We start from the raw sequence: 22,568 nt of genomic DNA on the forward strand, positions 1-22,568 counted from the left end.
GGACATCATACGGAGCCTCGCGCCCACGTCATCCCTCGGAGGGGTACCGCACGCCGATCTGTCGGCGGACCTCGTCCATGGTGCGCATGACGCCCACGACGTCGGCGGCTGTCAGCAGCGGACTCTCTCGCTCGCCCGCCGCCACGACCCGTTCGAGTTCGAGCGCCTGGTGGTGCATGCCCCTCAGCCCGTTCTCGTCGGCCTCGTAGCGTTCGACCACGGCGTCGTCCTGATCACGCACCGTGAAGCCCCCGGGCGCGTAGAACGTGTCGTCGACGTCGATGCGGCCGGCGGTGCCGAGCAGCGTCGCCGTGTTGCGCCCCGAGGTGTCGAGGGCGGCGTACAGCTGTGCCGTCGCACCCGACTCGTGACCGAGCTGGATCGCGACGCGGGCGTCCACGCCCTGGTCGCTCAGCGTGGCGGCGGCCGAGACCGTCGAGGGCGCCCCGAGCAGGTCGTCCGCGAACGACACCGGGTACACCCCGAGGTCGAGCAGGGCCCCGCCGCCGAGGGCCGGGTCGTTGATGCGGTGGTGGGGATCGGTGGGCAGCGACTGGACGTGCACGGCCGTCAGGAGGCGCACCTCGCCGATGACCCCGGAGCGCACGACCTCGCGCAGTCGCGCGCTCTGCGGCGTGTACCGCGTCCACATCGCCTCGAGGACGACCACGCCGGCCTCGCAAGCGGCCGCGTGGACCCGCTCGGCCTCGATGGCGTTCACGGTGAAGGCCTTCTCGACGAGGACGTGCTTGCCGGCAGCGATGGCCAGCAGGGCGTTCTCGGCGTGGAACGGGTGCGGGGTGGCGACGTAGACCACGTCGACCTCGGGGTCGGCGACCAGGTCGTCGTAGCTGCCGTGAGCCCCCGGGACCCCGGCACGGTCGGCGAACTCGCGTGCCTTGGCCAGGTCTCGCGATCCGACGGCGGAGACGGTCGACCCCGCCCCCTGCAGGTCGGACGTGAAGGTGGCGGCGATGCCGCCGGCGCCGAGGATTCCCCATCGAAGTGTCATGCGGACTGTCTACCAGTCACCGCCGACGGGGAGGCCCGCGAGGGTCGAGGCGCCGTCCCGCGGTTCGTTCAGCAGGCGTACCAACGACTGGCCGAACGGACGAAGTCCGGGCTGTCGTCCGGTGCTCCCCCGTGCACGGCGGCGAACCCGACACAGGCGTGCGCGAGGTCTCCGCGGAAGTCCGGTCGGTAGACGGCGTCGCGGTGCGGGGCCGAGGCCCACCACTTGGCGGCGGCGACGTCGCCCGTGGTCGACGTGCCGCCCGCGAGGTTGCCGTTGCAGCCGACCGGGGGCACCCCGTCGCTGCGGACCACCTCGCCCTTGTGCCCCCAAGCGCTCAACGGATCGGGGCTCGGGTCGCCGGCGACCCAGAAGAGGTACTGCTCGAGGCACGCGTCGTACCGCACGTTCGCGGCCGGCAGCAGCCCGAGGCACGCCGCCTGTCGCCGCTCGTCGTACGCCGTCCGGAACGCGTCGAGGTCGGCGGCGGTCGTGCCCGTGGCGCCGCTCGCCGCGTCGGGGGCACCCGTCGCGCCGCTCCCGGCATCGGCGCCGGGCTGCGCGGGCGAGGGGACGGAGGCGCCGGTGGCGTCGTCGACGCACCCCGCGCCTCCTGCGTCCTCGGTCGTGGGGCCCGCCTCGGATGCGGGGTCGCCGCTCGCGAGGACCACCGTCGTCGGTCCGTCGGCCACGCCGGCCGTCGCGAGGGCCGAGGAGTCGCCTCCGGCCCAGACGACGAGGAGGATGCCCGCCAGGACGGCGGCGAGCAGCGCGGTGCAGATCACTCGGAGAGGCATGCGGGCCACCTCCTTCCGGCATCAGGTGGTCGTCGCAGATCGACCGTAGGGCGACGGAACGACGCCCGGGGGCCGTTCGGGGTACAAGTCGACGACGCCCTCACCACTATTGGGGGCGGAGGGACCGGGACCGGGGCCTCGAGAGGCACGCCCTCGGACGAGAACAGCCCCGGGTCGTGGTGACCCGGGGCTGTGGTGGAGCCGCTTATCAGAATCGAACTGATGACCTTCTCATTACGAGTGAGACGCTCTACCGACTGAGCTAAAGCGGCGGGGCCGGCCTCGGCCGGTTGCCCGTGCCTCGCGGCACGATTAGATACTGTACAGGATCAGCGGACCTCACGCGTCACGAGGCGACCGAGCTCGACGAAGCTGGCCTCCATGCGGGCGCGCAGGCTGTACCGCATGTCGCTGAGGTGGTCCACGTCGTCGTCGTCGATCCACTCGGCCCAGGCATGGCGGAGGGTGGCGATGCTGACGAGCGACACCAGGTGCGCGCGGCTGAGCAACGAGGCGTCGACGGCGTCGTCCGCCACCCCCTCGTCGGCCGCCATTCGTTGCGCGACGACGGTCGTCAGTCGCTCCTCGAAGACGCGCGTCGACGCGATGCGACGGGCCAGCAGGTCGGGGTGGGCCCGCAGCACCCGTCGGCGCAGGACGACGAGCTCGCGATCGACCGTGGCCGACTCGACGGCGTGCGTCAAGAGCTGGATGAGGCTCGACAGCACGGGCTCGTCGCGTTGGGCCACGAACCGCTCGAGGTCTCGACCGTCCGGCAGCGCGGGCGGGTCGCCGACGACGGCTTCTTCCTTGGAGGGGAAGTAGTTGAAGAAGGTTCGCGGCGAGACGTCGGCCCGGCGGCTGACCATGTCGACCGTCACCGCGTCGAGCCCGTGTTCGACGATGAGGTCGAGGACGGCGACCTGGATCGCTCGTCGGGTGGCCAGACGTTTGCGCTCGCGCAGACCGGGGGCGGCGTTCGGGTCGCTCATCAGGCCATCATCGCTCATGCCGCCGGGGAAAGGGGTGGACGCCCCCTGGCCGATCCGGCGCTCGCGTCGCTGCGGCCGCGCCGGTGCCGCCGGGCCGGTGCCGCCGGCGCCGGTGTCGCCGGCGCCGGTGTCGCCGGCGCGGGTCAGCGGGTGGCGTGACGGCTGACGACCACCAGCATGGCTTCGAGCGCCATGGCCGGCGACACGTTGGCCTCGATGCGGCGGCGGGCCAGGGCGATCGCGTCGAGGACGGCCAGGGTCGCGGCCGGCGTGGAAGCGGTCGCCGCGGCGTCGAGCTGTGCCCGGATGGCCTCGTTGATGGGCTGCTCGTCGACGCCCAGCTGCAGCAGCAGGACGTCTCGGTACAGCGAGAGGAGGTCGACCATGATGCGATCGATCCCGTCGCGGAGGCTCCGGGTCGCTCGGCGTTTCTGGTCGTCCTCGAGGGCGCGCAGTTGGCTCCGCAACGCCGGAGGCACCGTGCCACCCGGCTCGACGCCCAGGGAGCGCAGGGCGCTCGCCCGTTCCTCGGCGTCACGCTCTTCCGTGATCGCCTTGGCGTCGTCGCCGGCCACCGCGAGCAGGGTCGCCGCCGCGATGACGGCGTCCGAGACGCTGCGGATGCCCAGGGCGGTCTCGAGGGTCTGGCGACGTCGCGACCTCGCCGAGGCGTCGAGCGCCAGGCGCCGCGCCATGCCGATGTGGCTCTGGGCCTCCCGGGCCGCCACGAGGGCGATCTCGGGCTCCACCCCGTCGCGGTCCTCGAGGAGAGCGGCGACGTCGGCCACGGCGGGCATGCGGAGGCGCACGCTGCGGACGCGGGATCGGATCGTCGGGATGAGGTCGGCCTCACTCGGGGCGCACAGCAGCCAGACCGTCCGGGGTGGCGGCTCTTCGAGCGCCTTGAGCAGGAGGTTCGAGGTGCGCTCGGTCATGCGGTCGGCGTCCTCGATGACGACCACCCGGTAGCGACCCACCGACGGCGAGAACTGGCTCGCCGCGACCAGGGACCGGACCTCGTCGATCGTGATGATGATGCGTTCCGTGCTGAGGACCGCGAGGTCGGGGTGCGACCTGGCGGCGACCTGCCGGAGGGTCGCCGCTTCGTCGGCCGGCTCTCGTGAGAGCAACGCGGCCGCGAAGGCGTAGGCGAGGTTGGAGCGACCCGAACCGGGCGGGCCGGTGATGAGCCACGAATGGGTCATCGAGGCGTTGCCGGGCTGGGTGGAGGCCGCCGCGGTCAACGCCTCGATGGCGTCGGGCTGACCCGTGAGGTGTTCCCAGAGGGGCATGGTCAGCGTGCGCCCTCGACTCGAGGGCCTACCCCGCCGGTCACTCGGCCGCCGGGGCCTTCGGGGCCGGCGCCTTCGCGGCCGGCGCCTTCTTCGCCGCGGTGGTCGTCTTCGCGGTGGCCGTCTTCGCGGTGGTGGCCTTCTTGGCCGGTGCCTTGGCCGTGGTGGCCTTCTTGGCGGGTGCCTTCTTGGCCGGAGCCTTCTTGGCGGCCGCCTTGGGTTTGGCGGGACCCTTGGCCCGCTTGTCGGCGAGCAGCTGGACGGCGCGGTCGAAGTCGACCTCTTCCACCGTCTCGCCCCGCGGGATGGTCGCGTTCGTCTCGCCGTCGGTGACGTACGGGCCGAACCGGCCGTCCTTCACCTTGATGGGCTTGCCGCTCACCGGATCGGCCTCGAGCTCCTTCAAGGAGCTGCTGGCCTTCCGGGCACCGTACTTCGGCTGGGCGTAGAGCTCGAGCGCCCCGGGCAGGTCGATCTCGAAGATCTGGTCCTCGCTCGTCAACGACCGGGTGTCGGTGCCCTTCTTGAGGTAGGGGCCGTAGCGCCCGTTCTGCGCCTGGATCTCGTCGCCGCTCTCGGGGTCGGTGCCGACGGTCCGGGGCAGGTCGAGCAGCCGCAGCGCCGTGTCGAGGTCGACCGTGTCGACGCCCATGCTCTTGAAGAGCGACGCCGTGCGTTCTTTCGGAGCGGCGGCCTTCTTGGCGGGGGCCTTCTTCGCCGGAGCCTTCTTCGCCCCGGTCGTGGTCGCGGCGGCGGACGACGACTCGGTCACCTCGCCCGTCGCCGGGTCGGCCGTGATCTCGTCGGTGGCCGACTCGGGGGTCCGCTCGGTCACGTACGGGCCGAAGCGGCCGTCCTTCGCGATGACCTCCTTGCCCGTCTCGGGGTTCAGACCCAGCACGCGGTCGCCGACGACGGGGGCGTCGATGAGCTCGCGGGCCTTCTCGGCCGTCAACTCGTCGGGGGCGAGGTCCTCGGGCACGTTGACCCGACGGGGCGTCTCGGGGTCGTCGCCCGGCGCCTCGAGGTAGGGGCCGTAGCGACCGATGCGCAGGGTCACGCCGTCGGCGAGCACGATGGAGTTGATGTCGCGCGCGTCGATCTCGCCCAGGTTGTCGATGACCTTGCGGAGACCACGGTGCGACTCGTTGCCGAAGTAGAAGCCGTTCAACCAGTCCACGCGGTCGGCATCACCACCGGCGATGAGGTCGAGGTCGTCCTCCATGCTGGCCGTGAAGTCGTACTCGACCAGGTCGGCGAAGTAGTCCTCGAGCAGACGGACCACCGAGAAGGCGATCCAGTTCGGGACGAGGGCCGTTCCGCGAGGGGTGACGTAGCCACGGTCGACGATGGTCGACATGATGGCGGCGTAGGTCGAGGGGCGTCCGATGCCGAGCTCTTCCAGGGTCTTGACGAGGCTCGCCTCGGTGTAGCGCGGCGGTGCCGACGTGTCGTGGCCCTTCGCCTCGACCTCGTCGAGGCCGAGGGCCTGACCGGCGGTCAGCGGGGGCAGCTTGGCCTCGGCCGGCTCGGCGGCGCCGTGGCGGTCCTCGTCACGACCCTCTTCGTAGGCGTTGAGGAACCCGCGGAACGTGATCACCGTGCCGGACGCGGCGAACTCGGCGAGCGTCCCGGCGGCGGCGCGGGGCGCGATGCCCTCGACCGGTCCCGAGGTCGTCGCCGAGACGACGACCGAGGCGGTCGAGCCCTTGGCGTCCGCCATCTGCGAGGCGACCGTGCGCTTCCAGATGAGGTCGTAGAGCTTCCAGTCGTTGCCCCGCAGGACGTTCTGCATCTCGGACGGCGTCTTGAAGGTGTCACCCGACGGACGGATCGCCTCGTGCGCCTCCTGGGCGTTCTTGCTCTTGCCCGTGTACAGCCGAGGCTTGTCGGGGACGGTGTCGGACCCGTAGAGCTTGGCCGCCTGGCTGCGCGCCGCACCGATCGCCTGCTGCGACAGCGCCGGCGAGTCGGTTCGCATGTAGGTGATGTGGCCGTTCTCGTAGAGCGACTGCGCGACGCTCATGGTCTGTCGGGCCGAGAAGCGCAGCTTGCGCGCTGCCTCCTGTTGGAGGGTCGACGTCGTGAAGGGAGCTGCCGGACGACGGGTGTAGGGCTTCGAGTCCACCGAGCCGACGACGATCTCGACGTCCGAGGAACCCAGCGCCTCGGCGAGCGCCCGCGATGACGCCTCGTCGAGCGCGACGGCCTCGTTCTTCAGCCGGCCCCGGTCGTCGAAGTCGCGCCCCGCGGCCACGCGTCCTCCGTTGACGCGGACGAGGCGTGACCCGAAGGCGACCTTCGCCTCCCCCTCGGCCGCGACGGGCTCGAAGGTCGCGGTGAGGTCCCAATAGGAGGCGGAGACGAAGGCGAGGCGCTCACGCTCGCGGTCCACGACGAGACGGGTCGCCGCCGACTGCACGCGTCCGGCCGAGAGGCCGGGGCCGACCTTGCGCCACAGCACGGGCGAGACCTCGTAGCCGTAGAGGCGGTCGAGGATGCGACGGGTCTCTTGCGCATCGACCAGGGCGGTGTCGAGGTCGCGGGTGTTCTCCTGTGCCTTCTGGATGGCGTCCTTGGTGATCTCGTGGAACACCATGCGCTTGACCGGCACCTTGGGCTTGAGCTCTTGCAGGAGGTGCCACGCGATGGCCTCGCCCTCGCGGTCCTCGTCTGTCGCGAGGTAGAGCTCGTCGGCGTTCTTCAGCGCGCGCTTGAGGTCGGAGACCGTCTTCTTCTTGGCGTCGGAGACGACGTAGTAGGGCTCGAAGCCGTTCTCGACGTCGACGGAGAACTTGCCCATCGACCCCTTCTTCAGCTCGGCCGGGAGGTTCTTGGGCTCGACGAGGTCGCGGATGTGACCGACGGAGGCCAGCACCTCGTATCCGTCGCCGAGGTACTGCCCGATCGTCTTGGCCTTGGCGGGCGACTCGACGATGACCAGTTTCTTCGTGCCTGGCACGGGACTCCTTGGGTGGTGGTGCGGCGACCCGGTCCGACGGACCGGGCGAGGGGCTGCAGGGCGAGGACGGGGTGCTCGATCGCTCCCACCGACCCCGAGGAACGTCGGGAGCCGTGCAGCCGACAGCCACACCATACACACCCGACGCCCGGGCCCCCTTCACGGGCCGCCGCCCCGGGACGGGGCCGTCGCGGGCGGCGGACCGGCGGTCGCCCGGGCCCCGACGTCGAGGGGACCGAAGGTCGTCGAGACCTCCACCGTGACCTCCGCACCCGCGACGACGCAGGCCGAGAGAGAGACGCCGTTCGCCTCGGCGGTCGCGGCGGCGCGGTCGCAGGCGGCACCGACGACGGCCCCCGACAGGGCGTCGGCTGCGGCGAGCGCCGACGCGTCGGCCGCCCCGGCCGTGCGCGACCGGACCGCGAGGGCCGAGTGCGATCCGACGAGAGCGACGGCGAGGACGGTGATCGTCACGAGCCCGCCGGCCGCCAGCACGCTCGAGCTGCCGCGGTCGCTCCCGAGGAGCTGGCGGACGGTCATCCCCCGGCCCGCGGTGCGCAGCTGCGGGAGGCCAACGCGACCTCGCCGACGAGACCGAGCCGTACCTGCCGGCGGAGGTCGACGCAGACGAGGTCGGCGGTGACGGACTCGGACACCGCCGCGCCCGGCGCCAGCCGGGCGAGGGTCGGGCCGACCGAACCACGGTCGCCCCGGGCGGTCTGGCGGGCGACCACGGCGGCGGCGTCCGCGAGGCGGACCGACTGCGAGGTCACACCCAGGCTCGCCGCGACGAACGAGACGACCATGATCAGGGCGGGCATCGTCATCGCGAACTCGACCGTCGCGCTTCCCCTCTCGTCGTCCACTCGACGGAGGAGACGGACGAGGCACGCACGGACCCCGGTCGCCACGGCGATCACCCGACCGACAGGGCGGACCGGACCAGGTCGGAGAGGATGCTCCGGACCTCGTCCGACCTCATGATCGTGACGAGCAGGCCGGCGAAGCCCACCGCGGCCATGATCACGATCGCGTACTCGGCCGTGGCGGCACCGTCGTCGGCCCGGGCGACGCGACGCGCGACCGAGGCGAGGCGGCCGAACGGGGCGAGGCGGCCGGCCGGGGAGGCACGGCGAGCAGGGGACGGAGGGCCTGACGTGGGGACGGCGGGCGACGGGGTCTCGGCAACGGTCATGATGTTCCTCTCGTGGGTGTCGGCACCTCATCGGTGACGTTCCGAGCCTGGCGGCATTCCACGGACGGCCTGCAGACGTCGCTCCGTGCTGGGGACGACCGATCACCAGGAACCCGCTGTGGACGACACGAGCGAGACGACCAGCGGCACGACCCCGATGACCAGGAACGCCGGAAGGATGCACACGCCGAGCGGCAGCATCAGGGTGACGCCGAGGCGGCCCGCGGCGGCCTGGGCGGCCGTCCGGGCCTCCAGCCGCAGCTCGCGGGCCTCGGAGCGCAGGAGCAGCCCCGCCGGTGCCCCCGCACGACGGGACAGGTCGAGGACCGCCTCGCACCGACGCCGCTCGACCCGGTCGGCGGACTCGCCGACCGGGCCCGCGCCTCCTGGTGGTTCGGTGACCGAGGCCTCGATCCCGCACGAGACGATCGCCTCGTCGACGGTGGTGAGGCCGGACGACCACGAGGCTCCCCCGGACAACGCCACGGCGAGGAGTTCGGGGCGCAGGCCCGGCACCCTCGACGACGGGAGGGCGCCCCGCACGAGTCGGGCGTTCCACCGACGGGCGACCATCACGAGTCCTCCGGCGACACCGACGCACGCCCAACCGATCGGGGTGCCGACGAGCACCGCACCGGTGTCGAAGCCCAGCCCCAGGGAGAAGAGGAGGCCCACCGGCGGGAGGGCGAGGACAACGTTCGCGGTCGCCCGTGGCCCGCTGAGGGCGACCTGGACGTCACGGCGTGCCTCGTCGGCCGACCGGAGGGCCGACACGAGGGAGTGGAGGCAATCGGCCATCGGGGCCCCGCTCGTCTCGGCCACGCGCCAGGCGCAGGCGACCTGCCTCCAGGTGCGGTCGTGCCCGTCGGGGTCCTGGGCACCCTCGAAGGGTCGGGTGTCGAGCCGGGACACGAGGCTCGTCGACACCGCGACGCCGTCGCCGCCGTCGAGCGCGACCGCCTCGGCGAGCCGTCGGATCGCGCCCGGGGGTTCGGCCGCGCCGACGTGGCCCCAGGCCCTCGCGGGCGCGACCCCTGCACCGATGAGGACGGCGAGGCGTTCGACCAGGACGGCGGCCGGCGTGAGTCGTGACCGCCGCGTCCTCCGGCGCCCGGGGCCCGGACTCCCGGAACGACGGCTCGGACCACCGGTCACCCCCGTGACCCCGTCCGCGCGACCAGGCGCCCCTCGGGCGTCACCGCGAGATGGCCGATCTCGGCGAGCCTCCGACGACCGTCGCGTCGCTCGAGGTGGAACACGGCGTCGATCGCGCTGACGGCCTGCCGGGCGAGCGCGTCCACCCCGAGCCCGGCGAGTGCCCCGAGAGCCTCGAGTCGGGCGGGGACGTCGTCCAGACCGTTGGCGTGGACCGTGCCCGCGCCTCCGTCGTGCCCGGTGTTCAGGGCCGAGAGGAGGTCGCGGATCTCCGGCCCACGGACCTCGCCCACGACGAGACGGTCGGGTCGCATCCGCAGCGCCTCGCGGACGAGACGGGACAGGTCGACTCCACCCGCTCCCTCGAGATTGGGCTGCCGCGTCTCGAGCGCCACGACGTGTGGATGGCGTGGCCGCAACTCGGCGACGTCCTCGATGGTCACGATGCGGTCGGAGACGGGAGCCTCGGACAACAGTGCGGCGAGGAACGTGGTCTTCCCGGCCCCGCCCGACCCGCTGACCAGGACGTTGGCACGGCGCTCCACGCAGCCGATCACCGCCTCGAGGGCCCCCGCGGGGAAGAACCCCCGACGATCGAGGTCGAGGAGCGACATCGACTCGACCCGGGGCACCCGGATCGAGAGCGCCGTCCCCGCGACCGCCAGCGGAGGCAGGACGACGTGGACCCGGAGACCGTCGCCCAGGCGCACGTCGACGCACGGGCTCGACTCGTCGACGTGGCGTCCCCCGAGCGAGACCAGGCGTACCGCGACCTGCCGAGCCGATGCCTCGGAGAGATGGATGCTCGTCTCGGGCTCGGCCCCGTCGCCGCGATCGACCCAGACGCCCACGCCGCCGGTCACGAAGACGTCGGTGACGGCCGGATCGTCGAGGAGGCGCCCCAGGGGCCCGAAGGCGGAACGCTCGGGTCGAGCGAGGCGCCCTTGTACCCCGAATCGAGCGTCTGTACCCCGGTCCAGGCCGAGTGCCGGCACGGGAGGCAGGGCGAAGCGGGAGGGAGGGTGACGGAGGGTGAGGGACGGGTGACCGGCAGTGTCGACCTGAGGCGCATGGGACATGGTCCCGACGGTAGGCAGCGTCTCGTCAGCACAGACAGATCGGTAGAGCACCGTGGGGACGGATCGTCGATGAACGCCCTTGGGGACGAGCCGTCCATCCACCCGGGCGACCGCCGGGTTAAAAGAGAGGGGCGGCACCGGTTGGGGGGAACCGGTGCCGCCACGTGCGCCGGGCGATTGGGGGGAATCAGCACGACGCACGTCGGAATTGAATCCGACTCGCCAAGTGTACCCCAGGTCGGCTCCGGAACACCACGTCGTCCGGCCTCCCCCCGCGCGCGGCCCGCCCATGCCCGGTGGGACCTCCGGAGTAAGGTCGTCGGCGCGGCTCCGAGCCGCGGTTCACGCAACGACGCGAGAGGACTTCCGATGCTCGACGGCACCGACGACCAGCCCACCGAAGGACGCACCTTCGCCCCGCCTGCCGACTTCGTCCGGACGGCCGTCGCCGGCTCGGACCTCGCCGCACGAGCCGCCGCCGACCGGCTCGCCTTCTGGGGTGACCAGGCCCGCGAGCGGCTCACGTGGGACCGGGTCCCGACCGAGACGCTCGACTGGTCGGACGCGCCCTTCGCCCGGTGGTTCGCCGACGGAACCCTGAACGTCGCCTACAACTGTCTCGATCGTCACGTCGAGGCAGGGCACGGGGATCGCGTCGCGCTGCACTGGGAGGGCGAGCCCGGTGACGCCCGCTCGGTGACCTACGCCGAGCTCACCGACGAGGTCAAGCGCGCGGCGAACCTGCTGCTGTCACTCGGCGTGCAGGCGGGCGACCGTGTAGTCGTCTACCTCCCGCAGATCCCGGAGGCCGTGGTGACCATGCTCGCCGTGGCCCGGATCGGAGCGGTCCACTCGGTCGTCTTCGGCGGCTTCAGCGCCGAGAGCCTGCGCGCGCGCATCGACGACGCCGGTGCTCGCCTGGTCGTCACGGCGGACGGAGGCTGGCGCAAGGGAGCGGTCTCCCCGCTCAAGGCCGCCGTGGACGAGGCCCTGGCGGTGGACGGCGACTCGACGGTCGAGCACGTCCTCGTCGTCCGACGAGGCGGCAACGACGTCGACTGGACCGACGGACGCGACGTCTGGTGGCACGACGCGATCGAGACCGTGGACGCCGAACACGTCGCCGAACCGTTCGAGGCCGAGCACCCGCTCTTCATCCTGTACACGAGCGGCACGACCGGGAAGCCCAAGGGCATCCTGCACACCTCCGGGGGCTACCTCACGCAGGTCGCCTACAGCCACTCCGTCGTCTTCGACCTGCACCCCGAGACCGACGTCTACTGGTGCACGGCGGACGTCGGGTGGATCACCGGGCACAGCTACGTCGTCTACGGCCCGCTCGCCAACGGTGCGACGCAGGTGCTCTACGAGGGCACCCCCGACTTCCCCGCACCGGGCCGCTGGTGGGACCTCGTCGAGAAGTACGGGGTGACGATCTTCTACACCGCGCCGACGGCCATCCGGGGCTTCATGAAGTCCGGGAGGGAGATCCCGGCGGCCCGCGACCTGACGTCCCTGCGCCTCCTGGGGTCGGTCGGCGAGCCCATCAACCCGGAGGCGTGGCTGTGGTTCCGCGAGGTGATAGGCGCCGGCCGGACGCCCATCGTCGACACGTGGTGGCAGACCGAGACGGGTGCGCAGATGATCTCGGCGCTGCCCGGCGTCACCACCACCAAACCCGGATCGGCCCAGACCCCCCTGCCGGGCATCTCGGTCGACGTGGTCGACGACCACGGCACCCCGGTGGCGAACGGCGAGAGCGGCCTCCTGGTCGTGTCCGAGCCGTGGCCGTCGATGCTGCGAGGCATCTGGGGTGACCCCGACCGCTACGTCGAGACGTACTGGAGCCGCTTCGGCGACCGCTACTTCGCCGGCGACGGTGCCCGCCGCGACGAGGACGGCGACATCTGGCTGCTCGGCCGGATCGACGACGTGATGAACGTCTCGGGTCACCGTCTGTCGACCGCCGAGATCGAGTCGGCCCTCGTGTCGCACCCCATCGTCGCCGAGTCGGCGGTCGTCGGTGCCGCCGACGAGACCACCGGTCAGGCGGTCGTGGCGTTCGTCATCCTGCGGAACAAGGCGAAGACGACGCAGACACCCGAGGAGGCGGTGGCCGCGTTGCGCGCGCACGTCGCCCACCAGATCGGCGCCATCGCGCGTCCGCGCACCGTCGTGCTCGTCGACGAGCTGCCGAAGACGCGCTCGGGCAAGATCATGCGCCGCCTGCTGAGGGACGTGGCGGAGGGCCGCGAGGTCGGCGACACGACCACGCTGGCGGACACGTCGGTCATGTCGGTGATCACCGCCGAGATGCGCTGACCCCGGCGCGACGACGGCCCCTCCTCGTCGAGAGGAGGGGCCGTCGTCACGACCGGACGAGGAGGCGCGTCAGCGGACCTCGAGGACGAGTTCGACCTCGACCGGCGAGTCGAGCGGCAGCACCGCGACCCCGACGGCGCTCCGGGCGTGACGCCCGGCCTCGCCGAAGATCTGGCCGAGGAGGTCGGACGCGCCGTTGATCACCCCGGGCTGGCCGGAGAAGCCGGGATCGGAGGCGACGAAACCGGTCAGCTTGACGACGCGGACGACGTCGTCGAGCGAGTCGAGCACCGTCGCCGCTGCGGCCAGGGCGTTCAGCACGCAGGTCGCCGCCAGCGCCTGCGCCTCGGCGGGCTCGACCAGCCCGTGACCGTCACCCACCTTGCCCGTGGTCGGCAGCTGACCGTCGACGAACGGCAGCTGACCCGCGGTGTAGACGAGCGACCCCGTGCGGAGGGCCGGGACGTACGAGCCCGCGGGTGCCGCGACGGGAGGGAGGACGAGACCGAGCTCGGCCAGGCGCTCGTCGACCGTCGTCATCAGGCGTCCTGCCGGGGGCGCTTCAGCCACGCGACGGGACCACCCTCGGGCCCCTGGGTCACCTGGACGAGTTCCCATCCGTCGGAGCCCCAGTTGTTGAGGATCGCCGTGCTGTTGTGCACCAGCAGGGGCGTCGTCGTGTACTCCCAAAGGACCATTTCGGCTTCCGTTCAGCTTGAAAATCGGCGATGTCGCTTACCCTGATCCTATGTCTGCCCAAAAATCGAAGCCCACGTCCGCCATCGGGGCACTCTTCGGATTCGTCGGCTTCAGCGTCCTGGCCGGCCTCCTGGTGACCATCGGCGTGACGCCGGCCATCGCGGTCGCCGGCATGACGGCCTCGAGTTCGATCGGCGTCTTCGAGTCGATCCCCGAGTACATCGAGATCGGCAAGCTGCAGCAGCGCAACACGCTGTACGCGACCCAGGGCGGGCAGCAGGTCCCCTTCGCGACCCTCTACAGCGAGAACCGCGTCGAACTCTCGTGGGACGAGGTCAGCCCGAACCTCAAGACCGCCGTCGTCGCCGGCGAGGACCGGCGCTTCTACGAGCACGGCGGCGTCGACGTCACCTCCCTCGTGCGCGCGGCCGTGGGCTCCGCGGGCGCCGGCGAGCTGGGTGCCAGCGGTGGTGGCTCGACCCTGACGATGCAGCTCGTCCGCAACATCCGCATCGCGCAGTCGCAGCAGCTGCCGACGGCGGACGAACGCGACGCCGCCTACAAGGAGGCGACCACCACGACCCTCGACCGCAAGCTGGAAGAGATGAAGTTCGCGATCGGGCTCGAGAAGAAGTACAGCAAGGACGACATCCTGCTGGCCTACCTCAACATCGCGTACTTCGGCGACCAGACCTACGGCGTACAGGCCGCCGCCCAGCACTACTACAACAAGAGCGCGGCCGAGCTGACGGTCCCCGAGGCCGCCAGCCTCATCGCGATCGTCCAGTACCCGGACTCGCGCAACATGTCGACGCCCGAGAAGTACCCGGCCAACAAGGCGCGTCGCGACGTCATCATCAAGTCGATGCTCGCCGAGAAGGACATCGACCAGGCGACGGCGGACGCCTCGCTGGCCACGCCCGTCGAGAGCTACGTCGTCCTCACGGCGCCCTCGCAGGGCTGCGGCGCGGTCACGGTCCCCTCGGCCGCCTACTTCTGCGACTACGTGAAGAAGAGCATCAAGGACCTCGCCGTCCTGGGCTCCACCCCCGAAGAGCGCCAGGCGAACTGGAACACCGGCGGTTACGACGTCTACACGACGCTGAACCTCGACCTCAACGAGAACGCCAAGGCGCAGGTCGACAAGTACGCTCCCGCCAGTGAGAGCAACTTCCAGCTGGGCAGCGTGGTCGACAGCGTCGAGGCCGGCACCGGCCGGGTCGTCGTGATGGCTCAGAACACCACGTTCTCCGAGACGTCGAGCCCCGACCGCACCCTCACCTCGGTGAACTACAGCACCGACCGGGACTACGGCGGATCGATCGGCTTCCAGCCCGGTTCGACCTACAAGCCCTTCACCCTCATCGACTGGCTCGAGCAGGGGCACGGCATCTACGAGAGCGTCAACGCCAAGCCACGGACGTTCAACATGACCATCGACGGCAGCCGGGGCAACAAGTACACCCCCAAGAACGACGCGGGCGAGCAGCCCGGCCAGATGAGCGTCGCGGACGCGACGGCCAAGTCGATGAACACGGCCTACGCGGCCATGGCCGAGAAGCTCGACATCGCCGACATCAACGGCGTCGCGAAGAAGCTCGGCGTGCACCGTGCCGACGGAGGCGAGATGCACGACTTCGCGTCGTCGATCCTCGGCACGGCCGACGAGATCGCGCCGCTGACCATGGCGACCGCCTACGCCGGGATCGCCGCGGGCGGCGTCTACTGCTCGCCGATCATCGTGGACAACATCAAGGACGACAAGGGCGTCGACATCGGCGGACAGCCGCAGTCGTGCAGCCAGGTCGTCGACCCGCAGGTGGCCGCGGCCGCCGCGGTGGCCATGCAGGGCCTCTGGCGGAACGGCACCGGCGTCGGCGGCCTGCCGGCCGACGGCTACCCCGAGATCGGCAAGACCGGCACGACCGACCTCAAGGACCAGATCTGGATCATCGGCGCGACGTCGAAGATCGCCACGGCCGTGTGGCAGGGCGTCGCGGACGGCCCCAAGAAGAGCCTCCGCAGCTACAACTCCCCCAACCTGGCCGGCTCGACCAGCTACGCGACGGCCCGCGTGCAGTACTTCAAGGCCGTCCAGAGCGTGAACAACACCGTGTACCCGGGAGGCGCCTTCGGTGAGGCTTCCGGTGCTGTTCTCCGCGGCTCGGGCGTCGCCGTGCCCGACATGGCCGGCACGACCCCGTCGGCGGCCCAGGCGCTGCTGAGGGGCGTCTCCCTGGCCTACGCGGACGGTGGCACCCAGCCGTCAGCCCTGCCCGCCGGGCAGGTCATCGGCTCGGACCCCGCCGTCGGCAGCGTCGTGTCGAAGGGCACGACCGTGAAGGTCTTCACCAGCGACGGCAGCGGCGCGGCCGCGGTCCCGGACGTGACCCGGCAGAAGGTGGGCGACGCGGTCAAGTCGATCGGCGGAGCCGGGTTCGACGCGTCCAAGGTGTCCATCGCGGGGTTCACGCCCGGAGACGGGAAGAACGCCTGCCAGGTCGCCTCGACGAATCCTGCCGCCAACACGTCCGTCGCGAAGGACTCGGCCATCGGGCTGACCGTCTACGGCGACAAGGACGGCAACGACCCGGGCAACTGCGCGTGAGCCCACGGAGCACCGGCGGGCCGAGCGCCCTCCAGACGACGGCCGTGACCGCAGCAGCGGGCGCGGCCGTCGGCCTCGGGGCGCTTGCCTGGGGCGTGTTCGTCGAACGCAACCGGTTCACCGTGCGGCACGAGGTGTTGCCCGTCCTCGAGCCCGGCTCCCGGACGCTGACGATCCTGCACCTGTCCGACCTGCACCTGGCACCCTGGCAGGCCGAGAAGCAGGAATGGATTCGCGGCCTCGCCGTGCTCGAACCGGACCTCATCGTCAACACCGGCGACAACATCGGCCACGAGGACGCCCACACCGCGCTCGAGTACGCGCTCGAGCCCTTCCGGGGCGTCCCCGGGGTCTTCGTCAACGGCTCCAACGACTACTACGGACCCTCCCCCAAGAACCCCCTGGCCTACTTCGGCGGACCGAGCAAGGCCCACCGCACGCCCGTCGACCTGGACGTCGACCGGATGCAATCGTTCTTCACCGACCAGCTCGGCTGGCTCGACCTGAACAACAGGGCCCGTGCGCTCGAGATGCGGGGCTCGCGACTCGAACTCTTCGGGGTCAACGACGCCCACCGCGGCTGGGACCGCCTCGACCGCATCCCCGGCGCCCTCGACGACCTCCGCGAGAACGTGGGCTGGCAGGACGACCACGGTGGACCCGAGCCCATCAGCATCGGCGTCACCCACGCGCCGTACCAACGCGTGCTCAACTCGTTCGTCAACAACGGCGCCGACGTCATCTTCGGTGGTCACACCCACGGCGGACAGGTCCAGGTGCCCGGCTACGGTGCCCTCGTCACCAACTGCGACCTGCCGCGCAGCAAGGTCAGCGGTCTGACGACCTGGAGCCATGCCCGCAAGACCGCACACCTCGAGATCTCGGCCGGTCTGGGCACCTCGATCTACGCCCCCGTGCGGTTCTCGTGCCGCCCCGAAGCCGTGATCGTGACCCTGACGGCCTGAGCATCACCGGAGTGACACGAGCAGGCCCGAACATGGGCTATTCTTGTCAGGTTGCTTCACGTGAGAACGCGAAGACATCGGGGTGTGGCGCAGCTTGGTAGCGCGCCTCGTTCGGGACGAGGAGGTCGTGGGTTCGAATCCCGCTACCCCGACCACAACGAATGGCTCCACCTTCGGGTGGAGCCATTCGTTCTTCTGTGCTCGTTGGTTCGCCCTGCGGGCGACACGAATCGGCTCCACCTTCCGGTAGGGCCGGTTTCTTCTCGTGTTCGCCGGTTCGCCCTCGGGCGACACGGGTCAGGCGAGGCGGCCGCCGGACTCGGCGAGATAGCAGGCACCGCAGAGCGACTCGTACGTCACCTGCTGACCGTCGATCGCCACTTGGTCGCCGTCGAAAACGAACCGGTCACCGACCGTGCGCGCCGTGAAGACCGCCTTACGACCGCAGCGGCAGATCGTCTTGAGCTCTTCGAGCGAATGGGCCACCTCGAGCAGTCGCCGACTACCGGGGAAGGCCACCGTGCGGAAGTCCGTCCGGATGCCGTAGGCCAGCACGGGGACGTCGTCGAGGATCGCGATGCGCAAGAGGTCGTCGATCTGGTGCGGCGCCAGGAACTGCGCCTCGTCGACGAGCAGACAGGCCAGGCTCGACCCGGTCTCGGCCCGGACGGCGTCGCGGCGGGCCGAGAAGACCTGGCGGACCTCGTCGTCGGGGGCGAAGGTGACGTCCGCGGCCCGGGTCACGCCCAGCCGCGAGACGATGGCGTCGTCACCCTTGGTGTCGACGCCCGGCTTGGCGAGCAGGACCCGCTGACCGCGTTCTTCGTAGTTGTACGCCGCCTGCAGCAGAGCCGTGCTCTTGCCGCTGTTCATCGCGCCGTAGCGGAAGTAGAGCTTGGCCACTACTGCAGGTAACCGTCTTCGGCGGCCCGACGGATGAGCTCGGACTTCTTGCTGGCCGGACGGTTGGCCTTGGCGTACTTCTCGCGGACGCGCCGGAGGAAGGTCTTCGCCGTCTCGTACTGCACGTTCATCTGCGCGGCGACCTCGTTGGTGCTGAACCCCGAGACGTACAACCGGAACGCCTCGGCCTCGCCGGCGCTGAGCTTGGGTCGGGTCTGGTTCGCGGCGCCGGCCGGCAGGGGACGCCAGTCGCGCTGCGGGGAGTTGTCGCGGGCGACGCCCATGACCTGGCGGGCCGCATCCATCACCTCTCGCATGGGCAGGGTCTTCGACAGGAACGCCGACGCTCCCGCCTCGAGGGCACGCTCGCGGGACTCGCGGGTGTCGAGACTGGACAGCACGACGACCTTGGCCCCGGCGGCCCGGCAGGTGCGCACGCGGGCCTCGATCGAGACGGGCTCTTTCAACTGGAAGTCGAGGAAGACGAGGTCGGTCGGGAAGTTGTCGCTGTGCACCAGCTGCAGCCAGGTGTGCGCCGTCAGGACGAGGTCGAAGTCGTAGGCGTTGACGTTGATCCAGCTGCTGAGGCTGTCGAGGAGCACCTCGTGGTCGTCGAGGATCGCGAGCCGGACACGGCGAGCGGGCGGTGCCTCGGAACCCGGGCCGACGGTGGCCCAGGAAGGTGATGCGACGGGCCTCCCGAAGCCCGGACGGTGGGACGAGCGGCCGCTCGGCTCAGTGCTGGTCATAAGAAAACCTTAGTGTCAGAAGCGACGGCGCCCGGTCGACCCGCAGGTCGCCCGAGACGAGGCGCAGCACGGTCAGACAGGGGGCGAGCGACCGTCGTGCGGCGACGGCCGAGGCCCGGCACGCGAGCTCGATCGTGACGCCCACCCGCGCCTCCTCGGCCTCGAGCAGGACCCGGAGCGAGCGGACGTCGGCGGCCTCGACGTCGTCCACCGTCGCGACGAGGGCCCAGAGGGCGGTGCGGTGCCCGGGGCCCAGGAGATCGGCGAGCCGGTCGGGGTCGACGACCTCGGCGGGCACCCGGCGGCCGGGCGCGGCGAGTCGCCGGGCCAGCCACGTCGCGTCGGCGTCGGCCACCAGGGAGGCGCGCAACGCGTCGGCCACGCGCCGGGCCTCGTCGGCGTCCCCCTCGACGATCCGGCCGGATTCGACGAGCCGTGCGAAGAACGGCACCACCTCGCGGTTGAGGACGGTGACACGGTCCTGCTGGACCGACCGGGCGAGGGTCACCCTGAGGTCGTCGGTGCTGGCCCTGCGGAATCCCGTGGCCCGCGAGACCCACCCCTCGACATGGGCCACGAAGACCCCCGAGAAGGTCGCCGACGCGGCGGTCAGGGCGAGCAACGGGGTGAGGGCGACGACGACGTACGACGCGGTGGGCACCGGTGTGACGAAACCCGGCGCCTCGACCAGGACCACGAGGGCGAGGACCACGGCCACGGCGCCTCCTGCGGCGAGGATCTCGCGTGCCGAGCGGTACGGCGCCACCCCGAGCAGGAGCACCCCGGAGACGATCCCCGCCCAGTCGTCCCGGACGAAGGGATTGCTGCCGGAGGTGGCCAGGGCGGACAGGACACCCGCCACCGCACACGTCGCGGCGACGCACCAGAGCGCCCGCGGCCCGAACGGTGCCCGCAAGGGGCCGGCCGACACGACGAGTGCGACGCCACCCGCGGCCACGGCGACGAGTGCACCGACCGCGGCCCCCGGCGAGGACACGTCGGAGGCCCGCAGCAGCGTGCCGACCACGGCGACGAGCAGGGCGGCGAGAGCCGCCCCGAAGGTGATCGGTCGGGCCGCCAGGGCGCCGAGGGGGTCGACCTGCTGGGGTGATCGATCGGAGGCGCGCCCGAGGGCACGAGAAGGGGCGGGGAGGGTCACGCGGGCACCCCGTCCTCGGTGGCGACGTCGCCGACCACCGGCGCCCCGGCGGCGAACGGGACCCGCAGGACGATCGACGTCCCGCTGCCGGGGGACGACCAGACCTGCACGTGACCGTGGACGCGTGTGAGACGGCCCTCGACCGACGCCGTCAGTCCGAGACGGTCGGGGGCCACCGCCGCCGTGTCGAAGCCGACTCCGTCGTCGATCACCATCACGGTGAGGTCGGTGCCGTCGCCGAAGACGACGAGCTCGGCCCGGTCGACCCCGCTGTGGCGGCTCACGTTCACGAGGCACTGTGCGACCGCCAGGCCGAGGGCGTCCCCGGTGACGGGGTCGAGGCGACCGACGGCCGAGACGTCGCCGGTCACGGCCACCTCGAGGCCGCCCGATCGCGACTGCTCGACGGCCGCGTGCAGTCGGCTGGCCTCCCAGCCGTCGGCGGCCGTCACGGCGGCCTCGGAGGGCACCGACCCCGGTGAGAGCCAGTCGCGCCCCACGAGGAGCTCGAGATCGGCCGCGATCGACCGCGCGGTGTCGGGCGACAGAGGACCGGGGCGGGCGGTGGCCACGGCCGCGAGATGCCCGAGGATCGTGTCGTGGACGAGGGCCGCGGCCTGCTGCTCGATGTCGACACGGATGCCCTGCACCTGCTGCTCGAGTGCGGACCGGTGCAGCCGCGGCTGAGCCGACCGCGCGCGTCCCCGCGACGCCTCGGCGTGACCGGTCACCACCGCGACCAGGACGAAGGCCAGCAGGGCGGTCACGTCGAGCCGCAGGGAGGCCCCCGTGTGCCAGGTCGCCAGCTGCGTGGCGAGCTCGCCCGCCGCGTAACCCGCCGCAGCCCAGAGGAGACCCCGGCGGGGCCCGACGGCGGTGCTGCCGACCATGATGAGGGCGATCTTGGGCAACGAGAGCGAGAACGCGTCCGACGCCTGCACCGCCGCGACCTGCGAGAAGAGGGTGACGGCGTACCAGTAGAGGGCGGCGGTCCCGACGATCAGGTAGGCGAGGTGGGCCGTCGTGGACCGCGTGCGCTCGACCACGACGAGCAGGACGACCATCGGGAGGAGCGAGACCAGAGCGGGCCAGAGCAACAGATCGGGCGTGGCGGCCTGTTTCGTGAGCAGGAGGGCAGCCGCCGCCGCGAGGACGGTGGCCGCGATCGCGTGGCAGGCCCTCGACACCGAGTCGCCGAGCGCCGTCGGCGCCAGGTGGGCAGGGAGGCCGAGCAGCATGGGGCCTCCTCGGCTCGTTCGTGGTCAGGACAGATCATGACAGAAGCCGGACCTGGGCTGTACCCCGACATGTGGGGCCAGTGCGGGTGTCGCGCAGGCAGAGCGCTTCTTCTTGTGCCCCGTTCTGGTCGAGCGGGGCACAACACCCCGTGCCGATGACCTCTGGTCCTCGGAGGCTCAGAACAGTCGCGGCTGTGATCGGGCCCCGCCCGGCAGTTCGTGGGCGATGAGGGCGCGCGGGACCGCGGAGTCACCGGCACCGGCACCGACGGCCAGGTCGGGGATGTCCGCCAGGCCGCCCGTCCCAGCGGCAGGGGCCGCGCCGGTGCCGTTGAGGCCCATCAGTCGCAGGGAACGCGCGCTGTCGTCGAGTGCGGCGGAACGCATCGACCCCGTGGCCGGGTCGGCCTGCCCCTTCTCGAGGCCGTACTCGCGCAGCAGGGGCCGAAGCCGTGCGGCCAGCCAGGAGCGGTACCCCGTCGGGGCGTAGGTGCCCTGGGCGTAGAGCGCACGGTACTTGCCCACGAGTTCGGGGTGCTCACGCTCGAGCCAGGCGAACCACCACTCTTTGACCCCGGGCTTGAGGTGCAGGGCGCTGTACATGACGCTCGACGCGCCCGAGTCGCGGACGGCGGCGAGCGCGGCGTGCAGGTGGTCGAGGCCGTCGGTGAGGTACGGCAGCACGGGCATCATGAACACCGAGCAGGACAGCCCCAGCTCTCGGGCCGCGGAGACGGTGGCCAGGCGGGCCGCCGTCGTCGGCGTGCCCGGCTCGACCGACTGCTGCAGGTCGTCGTCGTGGACGGCGATCGACATGGCCAGGTCGACGGGCACGTGCTGCGCCGCCTCGGCGAGCAGGGGCAGGTCGCGCCGCAGCAACGTGCCCTTGGTCAGGATGCTGAAGGGCGTGCCCGAGTCGGCGAGGGCGGCGATGATGCCGGGCATGAGCCGGTACCGGCCCTCGGCGCGTTGGTAGGGATCGGTGTTCGTGCCGAGCGCGACCGGGTGGTGCTGCCAGGTGGGGCGGTGCAGCTCACGCGCGAGCACTTCGGCGACGTTGACCTTGACGACGATCTGCCGGTCGAAGTCGTCGCCGCCGTCGAGGTCGAGGTACTCGTGGGTGGGGCGGGCGAAGCAGTACACGCACGCGTGGCTGCAGCCCCGGTAGGGATTGATCGTCCACCCGAAAGGGAGGGCCGAGTCACCCCCCGGCACACGGTTGAGGGCACTCTTCGCGACCACCTCGTGGAACGTCACCCCCGCGAACTCGGGCGTCGTGACGGAGGTGATCAGGTTGTTCAATCGCGCCAGACCGGGCAGCGCCGAGGCGTTCTCGGTGTCGACCGCTTGCTCGGACCATCGCATTCCCCCATTCGAACACATGTTCGAACCAGGGTCAACCCGGGGCCCGCAGCACGAGGACGCGAGGCCCGGGACGAGG

General features: G+C 71.5%; 20 protein-coding genes and 2 tRNA genes. 4 read left to right on the top strand and 18 right to left on the bottom strand.

The window, feature by feature from the left end:
- Positions 1–28: 28 nt before the first annotated feature.
- From EDF21_RS04870 to EDF21_RS04920, 11 genes are all read right to left on the bottom strand, one after another.
- Entirely contained in the window at positions 29–1,012 is a 984-nt protein-coding gene (locus tag EDF21_RS04870; protein ID WP_123570474.1) for a Gfo/Idh/MocA family protein, read from the bottom strand.
- Between the two features lie 68 nt (positions 1,013–1,080).
- Positions 1,081–1,809, bottom strand: coding sequence for a hypothetical protein (locus EDF21_RS04875; RefSeq protein WP_148053632.1), 729 nt, complete (start codon positions 1,807–1,809; stop codon positions 1,081–1,083).
- A 196-nt stretch (positions 1,810–2,005) separates the two neighbouring features.
- Positions 2,006–2,081: transfer RNA gene (locus EDF21_RS04880), tRNA-Thr, on the bottom strand.
- Positions 2,082–2,138: 57 nt separating this feature from the next.
- Positions 2,139–2,801 carry a TetR/AcrR family transcriptional regulator gene (locus tag EDF21_RS04885; protein ID WP_055971509.1) on the bottom strand — a complete coding sequence of 221 codons (663 nt, stop codon included), beginning with the start codon at positions 2,799–2,801 and terminating at the stop codon, positions 2,139–2,141.
- Between the two features lie 143 nt (positions 2,802–2,944).
- The gene (locus tag EDF21_RS04890; RefSeq protein WP_123570476.1) at positions 2,945–4,093 is read right to left on the bottom strand and encodes a DNA polymerase III subunit delta'; all 1,149 of its coding nucleotides are present in this window, start codon (positions 4,091–4,093) and stop codon (positions 2,945–2,947) included.
- Between the two features lie 40 nt (positions 4,094–4,133).
- On the bottom strand, positions 4,134–7,055 hold the full coding sequence (gene topA / locus EDF21_RS04895; protein WP_123570477.1) for a type I DNA topoisomerase: 2,922 nt from the start codon (positions 7,053–7,055) through the stop codon (positions 4,134–4,136).
- Between the two features lie 159 nt (positions 7,056–7,214).
- The gene (locus EDF21_RS04900) at positions 7,215–7,595 is read right to left on the bottom strand and encodes an Rv3654c family TadE-like protein (RefSeq protein ID WP_123570478.1); all 381 of its coding nucleotides are present in this window, start codon (positions 7,593–7,595) and stop codon (positions 7,215–7,217) included.
- Positions 7,592–7,921, bottom strand: a complete 330-nt coding sequence (locus tag EDF21_RS04905) for a TadE family type IV pilus minor pilin (RefSeq protein ID WP_148053633.1) — start codon at positions 7,919–7,921, stop codon at positions 7,592–7,594. Before EDF21_RS04905 ends, EDF21_RS04900 begins: the two co-directional genes overlap by 4 nt.
- 50 nt (positions 7,922–7,971) lie before the next feature.
- Complete coding sequence (locus EDF21_RS04910; RefSeq protein ID WP_056046454.1) at positions 7,972–8,250, bottom strand: DUF4244 domain-containing protein; 279 nt, start codon at positions 8,248–8,250, stop codon at positions 7,972–7,974.
- Positions 8,251–8,352: 102 nt separating this feature from the next.
- Entirely contained in the window at positions 8,353–9,405 is a 1,053-nt protein-coding gene (locus EDF21_RS04915; RefSeq protein ID WP_123570480.1) for a type II secretion system F family protein, read from the bottom strand.
- On the bottom strand, positions 9,402–10,484 hold the full coding sequence (locus tag EDF21_RS04920) for a TadA family conjugal transfer-associated ATPase (protein WP_123570481.1): 1,083 nt from the start codon (positions 10,482–10,484) through the stop codon (positions 9,402–9,404). Before EDF21_RS04920 ends, EDF21_RS04915 begins: the two co-directional genes overlap by 4 nt.
- Before the next feature lie 369 nt (positions 10,485–10,853).
- Here EDF21_RS04920 and acs point away from each other — a divergent pair, with 369 nt between their 5' ends.
- Positions 10,854–12,806 (top strand): acetate--CoA ligase, encoded by a 1,953-nt coding sequence (acs, locus tag EDF21_RS04925; protein ID WP_123570482.1) that lies wholly within the window; start codon positions 10,854–10,856, stop codon positions 12,804–12,806.
- Positions 12,807–12,875: 69 nt separating this feature from the next.
- Here acs and EDF21_RS04930 read toward each other — a convergent pair whose 3' ends face one another.
- Together EDF21_RS04930 and EDF21_RS16830 are read right to left on the bottom strand one after the other, a co-directional pair.
- On the bottom strand, positions 12,876–13,346 hold the full coding sequence (locus EDF21_RS04930; protein WP_123570483.1) for a RidA family protein: 471 nt from the start codon (positions 13,344–13,346) through the stop codon (positions 12,876–12,878).
- Complete coding sequence (locus EDF21_RS16830; RefSeq protein ID WP_167599048.1) at positions 13,346–13,504, bottom strand: hypothetical protein; 159 nt, start codon at positions 13,502–13,504, stop codon at positions 13,346–13,348. Before EDF21_RS16830 ends, EDF21_RS04930 begins: the two co-directional genes overlap by 1 nt.
- 50 nt (positions 13,505–13,554) lie before the next feature.
- Between EDF21_RS16830 and EDF21_RS04935 the strand changes: the two genes are divergently transcribed.
- From EDF21_RS04935 to EDF21_RS04945, 3 genes are all read left to right on the top strand, one after another.
- Positions 13,555–16,113 (top strand): transglycosylase domain-containing protein, encoded by a 2,559-nt coding sequence (locus EDF21_RS04935; protein WP_123570484.1) that lies wholly within the window; start codon positions 13,555–13,557, stop codon positions 16,111–16,113.
- Positions 16,114–16,157: 44 nt separating this feature from the next.
- Positions 16,158–17,078, top strand: coding sequence for a metallophosphoesterase (locus tag EDF21_RS04940; RefSeq protein ID WP_123570827.1), 921 nt, complete (start codon positions 16,158–16,160; stop codon positions 17,076–17,078).
- A gap of 78 nt (positions 17,079–17,156) precedes the next feature.
- Positions 17,157–17,233 (top strand) — tRNA-Pro (locus tag EDF21_RS04945).
- Positions 17,234–17,375: 142 nt separating this feature from the next.
- Here the strand turns inward: EDF21_RS04945 and EDF21_RS04950 are convergent.
- The 5 genes from EDF21_RS04950 to EDF21_RS04970 all read right to left on the bottom strand — a co-directional run bounded on the left by EDF21_RS04950 (position 17,376) and on the right by EDF21_RS04970 (position 22,492).
- Positions 17,376–17,981 carry a thymidine kinase gene (locus tag EDF21_RS04950; protein WP_056046465.1) on the bottom strand — a complete coding sequence of 202 codons (606 nt, stop codon included), beginning with the start codon at positions 17,979–17,981 and terminating at the stop codon, positions 17,376–17,378.
- Positions 17,981–18,730: a response regulator gene (locus EDF21_RS04955; RefSeq protein WP_082460304.1), complete on the bottom strand. Its 750-nt coding sequence runs from the start codon at positions 18,728–18,730 to the stop codon at positions 17,981–17,983. Before EDF21_RS04955 ends, EDF21_RS04950 begins: the two co-directional genes overlap by 1 nt.
- The gene (locus tag EDF21_RS04960) at positions 18,717–19,889 is read right to left on the bottom strand and encodes a hypothetical protein (RefSeq protein ID WP_123570485.1); all 1,173 of its coding nucleotides are present in this window, start codon (positions 19,887–19,889) and stop codon (positions 18,717–18,719) included. Before EDF21_RS04960 ends, EDF21_RS04955 begins: the two co-directional genes overlap by 14 nt.
- Positions 19,886–21,127 carry a sensor histidine kinase gene (locus EDF21_RS04965; RefSeq protein ID WP_123570486.1) on the bottom strand — a complete coding sequence of 414 codons (1,242 nt, stop codon included), beginning with the start codon at positions 21,125–21,127 and terminating at the stop codon, positions 19,886–19,888. Before EDF21_RS04965 ends, EDF21_RS04960 begins: the two co-directional genes overlap by 4 nt.
- A 177-nt stretch (positions 21,128–21,304) precedes the next feature.
- The gene (locus EDF21_RS04970) at positions 21,305–22,492 is read right to left on the bottom strand and encodes an Rv2578c family radical SAM protein (RefSeq protein ID WP_123570487.1); all 1,188 of its coding nucleotides are present in this window, start codon (positions 22,490–22,492) and stop codon (positions 21,305–21,307) included.
- Positions 22,493–22,568: the final 76 nt, after the last annotated feature.

It is taken from the genome of Frigoribacterium sp. PhB118 (genome assembly GCF_003751725.1).
Taxonomy (GTDB): domain Bacteria; phylum Actinomycetota; class Actinomycetes; order Actinomycetales; family Microbacteriaceae; genus Frigoribacterium.